Below are 6,818 nucleotides of genomic sequence, written 5' to 3'. Positions count from 1 at the left end.
GAAATACGCGAAACGGGGTTGTTCTATCTTTAAATTTAATTACGCAACAAAGCCTCTCTGAGTGTAAATGACAAACTATTCGAGGTGACATACTCAGAAATTTGTAGCTCTATGTTCTTTTGAACTGGGCTTACCATATCCTCATAAAACTTCTCACGAGTAGCCAAATAAGTTGTCCAATTCTGCTCATCTTCGTTACTCAAACCAATTTTTGGCATGATTATCTTTAGTTCTTTATCAAAAGACTTCCATTTAGCGGACATGTCACTGCGAAGGCTTGATATGAAGCGATACTTTTCTTGCTCATTCCATGTATCACTCGCTTTTTCAAATTCAACTTTAACGTGATTTTTTATTGCCTCGACTTTAGTTAGGTATGAGCCATCACCATAAGTATCAAAAAAATCTGCTAGTTGATCCCTGAAGGTTTCTTTTTTAGTTTTAACTAATTTTTTCCGTTTCCTCTCAGCTTCGCTTTCTTTCTTCGCCTGTTCTTTAAATTTATTTTTAATCTCAGAAAATCGATCATTAACTGAAGAGTCCCTAAAAAAGTCTGCGGCTAATTGGTCAAAGAAATATTCTAATATGTTAGTAAATTCTTTATAAGCGACGTTTTCTATTAAACCTTCTCGTCCCGCTTTTTCTTCTAGCCTTGTATTCACATCATGCTTAATTTCAATAGCACCAAACATCAAACGATGCGAGAAAAATGCGTGTGCAGCTCTCTTAGAACGTTTCTCTTCAAACCTTAAAAAATCAAATTCTTGCTTGCCGTAAGGCAGTACGCGAACCCCATCTTTGTACAAATAAAGGCCACCGTACATTCTAAGCTTCGTTTGAAGCTCTATATACCGGTCACTGGACACCATGCTGTCTGATGGTGTTCCTTGAAGATAAGTGAACTTAATTTTGAATGGACCACACCGAGTCTTTGCACCAAAACTTTTATTCCAGTTTATGATGTGCTTTTGAGGTTCTCCCTTATAAACGGTGACCTTACCTTTAAACTGTCCATATTCATCAAACTCACCTTCAACTATATGGTCACCATCGGCAGCATCTTTTTTAGTAAAGAACCCTTCTTCAATTAGTTCTTGAGCTTCGGCAGTACCTTGATGTAACCGGAATTTTGTTTTTAACCTTTCTTTTTTTTCCGTATCAAATGTATTAGAAAAACCAACCAAGATCTTTTGTAGATCGGTCGTACCATTTACATCGGTTTTAACATCGAGTGCCAATGTTTCATCATTAGGCATGATAATGAAATGAGTGCCTTTACCGATACCATCTAGCTGAGGGGCTGAATCTGACGTTCTTAGCTCTTTTGGAACTTTCTCCCAGTCGTCCTGAGTTTTGTTTTGTACATTTTTAAATAAGACTTCTGGTGAAAAAGAAAGTAGTTCGGCATCAGCAATAATAAGGTCTAGGTAGTCGGAAGGAATAGCATCACCTAAGCTCTTAAGGTGTGAAATCAGTTCTTTCGCCATTGATTTCAAGTCTGTCGCTGCTGGCAGCTTACCTTCGGGAAAAGTTCGCGTAGGGATAACGATGTCTGAAATACCGATATCAGGGATTTCAAATTGGCTCCAATGGATTAATGCTACGACCATATCGTGCATTCCATCTGCTCGCTCAGCACGGCTTAATGCAACAACTTGTCGTCCAATGGAAGCGATAGCGAGTCGACCAATGCCTTTTTCACCCATTAAAGGGCGGGGAGCCATTCCATCTGGGATATAAACCGACTTGCGATTTGCCCCAAGTTTGCTAGAAGTGCCAATTGTCAGCCACTTTTTAACAAAATCTTCTTCGGTCATCCCAACGCCGTTGTCACGGAGAGTAACTAGGTTCTGATCTTGGAAGTAGTCAATTTCTGCATTACTGGCGTAGGCATCGTGCGCATTTTTGAATAGTTCATGTATCGCTGTTGGGATACCCGCTATTTGCTGTCGACCAAGCATGTCTACAGCTCTAGCGCTTACATTCATTTGAGCCATATATAACCAAATCTCAGTATGTTAGATATAAAAAAAGTGCCTAACATTGTAGGCACTTTTTTTATATCAATCTACTGCATATATCTGCAATGAGAGTTTGACCAAGTAAAGGTGGGACAGCATTCCCAATTTGACGAGCCTGCTCGGTCGAACTCCCATAAAAATCAAACCAATCAGGGAATGACTGTAAACGTGCGGCATGACGAAGTGTCATGCCATGGTCTTCCCACGGGTGAACAAATCGCCCTTTAGATGGGTTATTACAACCTGTAGTAATGGTGTTGCTCGGTATATGAATAAAAATTCTGCCATATACATCTTTGTGACCTTTGTAGCCATTAGAATGACACTTTAACCGGTGTTGCTCGCCAGCATCTTCACGGCTACCGTTTAATGGTGTGTCAGCAAAGCGTATTTTCATCATGTCACTTGGCTTCATGTGAACATTACAAGGGTCACTTTTTTTAAAAGGCTTTCCGTAAGGAAGAGAGTTTAAAAGTTTGAAAACTTCTTCCTTATCGCGCTTGTCCTTCTTACTAAAAAAGTCATCCCAGTAATTTTGATATAGATGGTGTGGGATTCTTTCAAATACTGAGGACGCAGCTACCCACTTAGGCTGATTTCCTGAAGTAGGTGCGAAATGAGTAGCCGCAGGTGGGAACACCATTCCTTCAGCATCTAAGTCTTTTCGAATTCCGAATATAAATACACGTTTACGGTTTTGGGGGATGCCATAATCTTTTGCATTTACGATATTGCAAAATTTAATTACGTAACCTGCTGTTTCGGCTAACGCTAGAAACTTATCTAAAAAAGGCTTATGACGTTTCCATAAAAGCCCAGACACATTTTCTACTAAGAATGCTTTAGGGTTAAATTCATTAACGAATTCAAAATAACGTAATAACAATTGATTGCGAGGGTCGTTCACGCCAGCATTATTAATGCGGTGCGTTGAAAAGCCTTGGCATGGCGGACCACCTAAAATAAGGTCTAGTTCGCCTCGTTCTAAGTGAAGGCTTTGACGAAGTTCTTTGGGATCGACATTGTTTATATCGCCCTTTTCTTCACCAGCACGAAGATCAATATTGAGCTCTTTGCCTTTTATGAAATTTTCGGCATAAGTTTTTGCAGCTGCCTTATCAAATTCTATAGCTGCAAGTACATCTACCCCTGCTTCAATAGCAGAAAGTGAAAATCCACCGGCACCAGCAAATAAGTCAATAGCTTTAGCTGTCATCAAAAATACTCAAATAAAATTAGCTGGCATATTCTACCGTTTTACCAAAAAATTGCTATCGGTTCTGATGCGTCCGCATACATTTCAAGCCCAGCAACCACAATGCTTACTACAAGTCTAATTGTAGCTTGTGTCTGCTCGATACAGACACAAAACTACCAGTCATGCACCAGTTAATCCTTTGAGGCACCGCTCTCGTATAAAAGTTAGCGCTAATCTCACTCAACACCAGCAATCGAGTTTGCCAATGTGAAAAACGACTTTTCAATATTGTCACGCGAAGTGGCGATGTTCATTCGCATAAAATTAGGACTTTCAGCACCAAACCAACCACCTGGGGTTAGTCCCATTTTAGCCTGCTCAAAGACCACGTTTTTTAGCTCTTCTTCCGAAAAGCCTAACTCTGAGAAATCAAACCACACTTGGTAAGTCCCTTGTGGCTGGAAGACTTTCAATTGAGGAATTCGCAGCTCAGCAAACTCAGTGATCCACTTAACCGTGTCTTGCAGATACATCAACATGCCGTCTAGCCACTCTTCACCTTTTTCAAAGGCTGCAACCGTCGCAAAGGTCGTCAAGGCATTGCCATGGTCAAGATACATCGCTGCTACGTTGGCTTTGAACGCTTCAAATAGTTCATCATTGTTCGTGTACACATAGCCGTTTGAGATGCTGTGCATACCAAAGGTTTTTGCCGGAGAACCAATCAAGGTGATGACCTTGTCGTAATCAAAGCTGGTTAAGCTCGTGAAAGCGTGACCTTCAAAGATAATGTCTGAATGAATTTCATCACTGATGATCAACACATCATGACGCTTGGCGATCTCGATAACTTGTTCGATTTCTTGCTGCGTCCACACGCGGCCAGTTGGGTTGTGTGGATTACAGAAAATCATCGTCTTCACTTTGTGTTCGATGATCTGCTGCTCCATACCGTCGAAATCAATGCGGTAACCTTGCTCATCATTGATAAGTGGACTCTTCACGACCTGACGATTTGCTTTATTCACCAAGTTAGAAAACTGGTGATACGCCGGCGTATGGATAAGCACACCATCACCTTCATTGGTGAATTGGCGCAGTAACAATGCAATGCCAGAAAGTACACCCGGCACCTGGACAAACTTGTCCGCAGAAAGGTTCAAACCATGACGCTTTGAGTACCACTGTGAAAGGGCTTCAAACACCGCTTGCTCATGAAACTCATAAGAGTACACACCGCGCTCAACCAAACGATTCAGCTCTTGAGTGATCGGTTCTGCTACCTGAAAATCCATATCGGCAACCCAATATGGGAATACATCAGTGGTGTTATAAATGTTCTGTAGCATCTGCGGTTTGCTTTTGATAAACGCATTCTCACCGTAGTTAGATGTACTCTTAAACGCTGTCATGAAGGAGCCCTCAAATAGGTTGTTCGGTCTTTTTTGCTATCCACTGGATTGCATGAATACCCTTAAGACGATGGCATAGTCAAAAAGACGAAGCTTTTAGAAAATAATCTGAAAAGTACAAACTAATTTCGTGTTTCTACCTTTATCTCAGTCTTGACCGAATTAGCGATGAAGCAGTTTTTATGCGCCAAATGATGCAGTTTGTCGAGTTGTTTGGCGGTTGGTATCTTAGACCCGGAGAACACAATGTCAGGTCGCAGAGTCACCTTAGTGACCGATGAGCGGCCTGATTCATCTTCCTCAAGCACACCAACTGCATCATCCACATAAGAGTCGATCACGTACTTCTGCTTCGCGGCAATGCCCAAAAACGTCAGCATATGGCAGCTAGACAGTGCCGCAATAAAGGCTTCTTCTGGATCAACGTTGGCCTCAACTGAAAACGGCAGTGGCACAACATGAGGTGACGACGAGGCAGGCACAGTGACACCGCCATCGAACTCCCACATATGCCCTCGGCTGTATTGGTTATCACTAAAGGCTTCATCGTCACCACGAGCCCAACGAATCACCGCACTATATTCAGACATAATCCCTTCCTCTATCCATTAGTTATCAAATAATTGGTTCTCAAACGACGAGTTATTTAGCGATCAGCAGGGTGATTGACACCATCATTAGTCACCACATCACCAATATCAAAAGGGTTCACCCCTTCCAAACAACCGATGTTAAATCCATATTCATTGGGGTTTGAACGGCGTTGATGATGGGTATAGATACCGCAGTTTGAACAGAAGTAATGTTTCGCGGTGTTGGTATTGAATTGATAAAGCTTAAGATGCTCAGCGCCTTTCAAAATCTTAATACCATCCAGCGCAACAGACCCCACAATCGCCCCTCTACGACGACAGATAGAGCAATCACAACGGCGCGGCTTTTCTATTCCGTTAGGTAAGCTGAGCTCTAATTCGACCGCACCGCAGTGGCAGGTTGCCTTATGAAAAGGTTGGATAACCGTGTTACCGACTACTTTCATTTCTCTCTCCAATCACGTCCTTGTATTGCACGCATCATAACCAGTTCAATGAACTCTGTCCTTAAGCTGACGTTGAGTTAGAGAGCTCTGTCATGCGAGGATTCACGGCTAATCTAACTAGAATTTTTAACCAAATCGCCAAACCGCTCAAACAGAAAATCCAAAAACAGCCGAATACGTTTCGGCTGATATTTCTTGCTGATATACACCACATTCAAGTCGGCACTCGATACTGACGTCGAGGTGTTGAAGTTCTTCATGTAGCCATTAAGTAGCGTCACAAGGCGTTGGTTATTGATGTCATCTTGCACATCGAGTACCGACTTCAACGCAATCCCTTCTCCTTGCAATGCCCAGTACCGAATCACTTCGCCATCGTCTGAAAATCGCTTCGGCACAACCGTCACCGACTTCTTCATATCATTGTCTTGGAAGTGCCATGTCTTGAGCTCTTCATTGCTACGCAGCATAGCCAAACAGTCGTGCTGGACCAAATCTTGTGGTGTTAACGGCGTTCCATGCTTGGCAAGATATTCTGGTGAAGCACACAGCACTCGTCGGCTTGGTGATAAGCGTCTTGAGATCAAGCTACTGTCGACCAATTCCCCATAACGGATCACGATGTCCATGCCTGATTCAGCGATATTCGATAGGTGATCGTTCAAATACAGGTAGGGAATAACGTCTGGATACTGCTGACAAAATTCCGACAAAATAGGAAGGATGTACTGCTTTCCGATGTCTTTAGGTGCTGCAATCTTTAGTGGGCCTTTAACCTCTTTGACGCCATTTTGAATCAGGTTTTCAGCCTCGCTAACGTTATCCAATATCTCCAGACACGCCTTGTGATACAGCTCCCCAGAGTCAGTTAAAGACACATGTCTTGTGCTTCGGTTCAGCAGCTTCACACCATAACGCTCTTCCAACGCCTGAAGCCTTGCTGTCATGGTCGCAGGAGACAGCCCTAACTCTCGCCCCGCCGCTGCTAACCCGTGATGCTTAACAATGCTCACGAACATCGCCATATCTGAAAACTTGTCCATTCACCTCTCCTACTATTCAGTTAATCCGAATAATTATTTTATATTTTAGCCAATTATCAAATTTAGTCGAATAAATATAATGACAACCATCAGCAGAACACGCAG

General features: G+C 42.5%; 6 protein-coding genes. All 6 read right to left on the bottom strand.

Annotated features, from left to right (window positions below; translation table 11 throughout):
- Positions 1-35: 35 nt before the first annotated feature.
- A complete protein-coding gene (locus ACED53_RS15900; protein WP_017099478.1) occupies positions 36-1,997 on the bottom strand; it encodes an ATP-binding protein in 1,962 nt (653 codons plus the stop codon).
- Between the two features lie 61 nt (positions 1,998-2,058).
- Positions 2,059-3,237, bottom strand: coding sequence for a DNA cytosine methyltransferase (locus ACED53_RS15895; RefSeq protein ID WP_017099479.1), 1,179 nt, complete (start codon positions 3,235-3,237; stop codon positions 2,059-2,061).
- Positions 3,238-3,455: 218 nt separating this feature from the next.
- Positions 3,456-4,631 (bottom strand): MalY/PatB family protein, encoded by a 1,176-nt coding sequence (locus ACED53_RS15890; protein WP_029222785.1) that lies wholly within the window; start codon positions 4,629-4,631, stop codon positions 3,456-3,458.
- A 122-nt stretch (positions 4,632-4,753) separates the two neighbouring features.
- Complete coding sequence (locus tag ACED53_RS15885) at positions 4,754-5,221, bottom strand: OsmC family protein (protein WP_017099480.1); 468 nt, start codon at positions 5,219-5,221, stop codon at positions 4,754-4,756.
- Between the two features lie 56 nt (positions 5,222-5,277).
- Entirely contained in the window at positions 5,278-5,670 is a 393-nt protein-coding gene (locus ACED53_RS15880; protein ID WP_029222786.1) for a GFA family protein, read from the bottom strand.
- Positions 5,671-5,783: 113 nt separating this feature from the next.
- Positions 5,784-6,713, bottom strand: coding sequence for a LysR family transcriptional regulator (locus ACED53_RS15875; protein WP_017099481.1), 930 nt, complete (start codon positions 6,711-6,713; stop codon positions 5,784-5,786).
- Between the last annotated feature and the right edge of the window lie 105 nt (positions 6,714-6,818).

The organism is Vibrio sp. 1F169 (genome assembly GCF_041439605.1).
GTDB lineage: Bacteria > Pseudomonadota > Gammaproteobacteria > Enterobacterales > Vibrionaceae > Vibrio > Vibrio tasmaniensis_A.
This window is presented reverse-complemented; position numbering and strand designations above follow the sequence as displayed.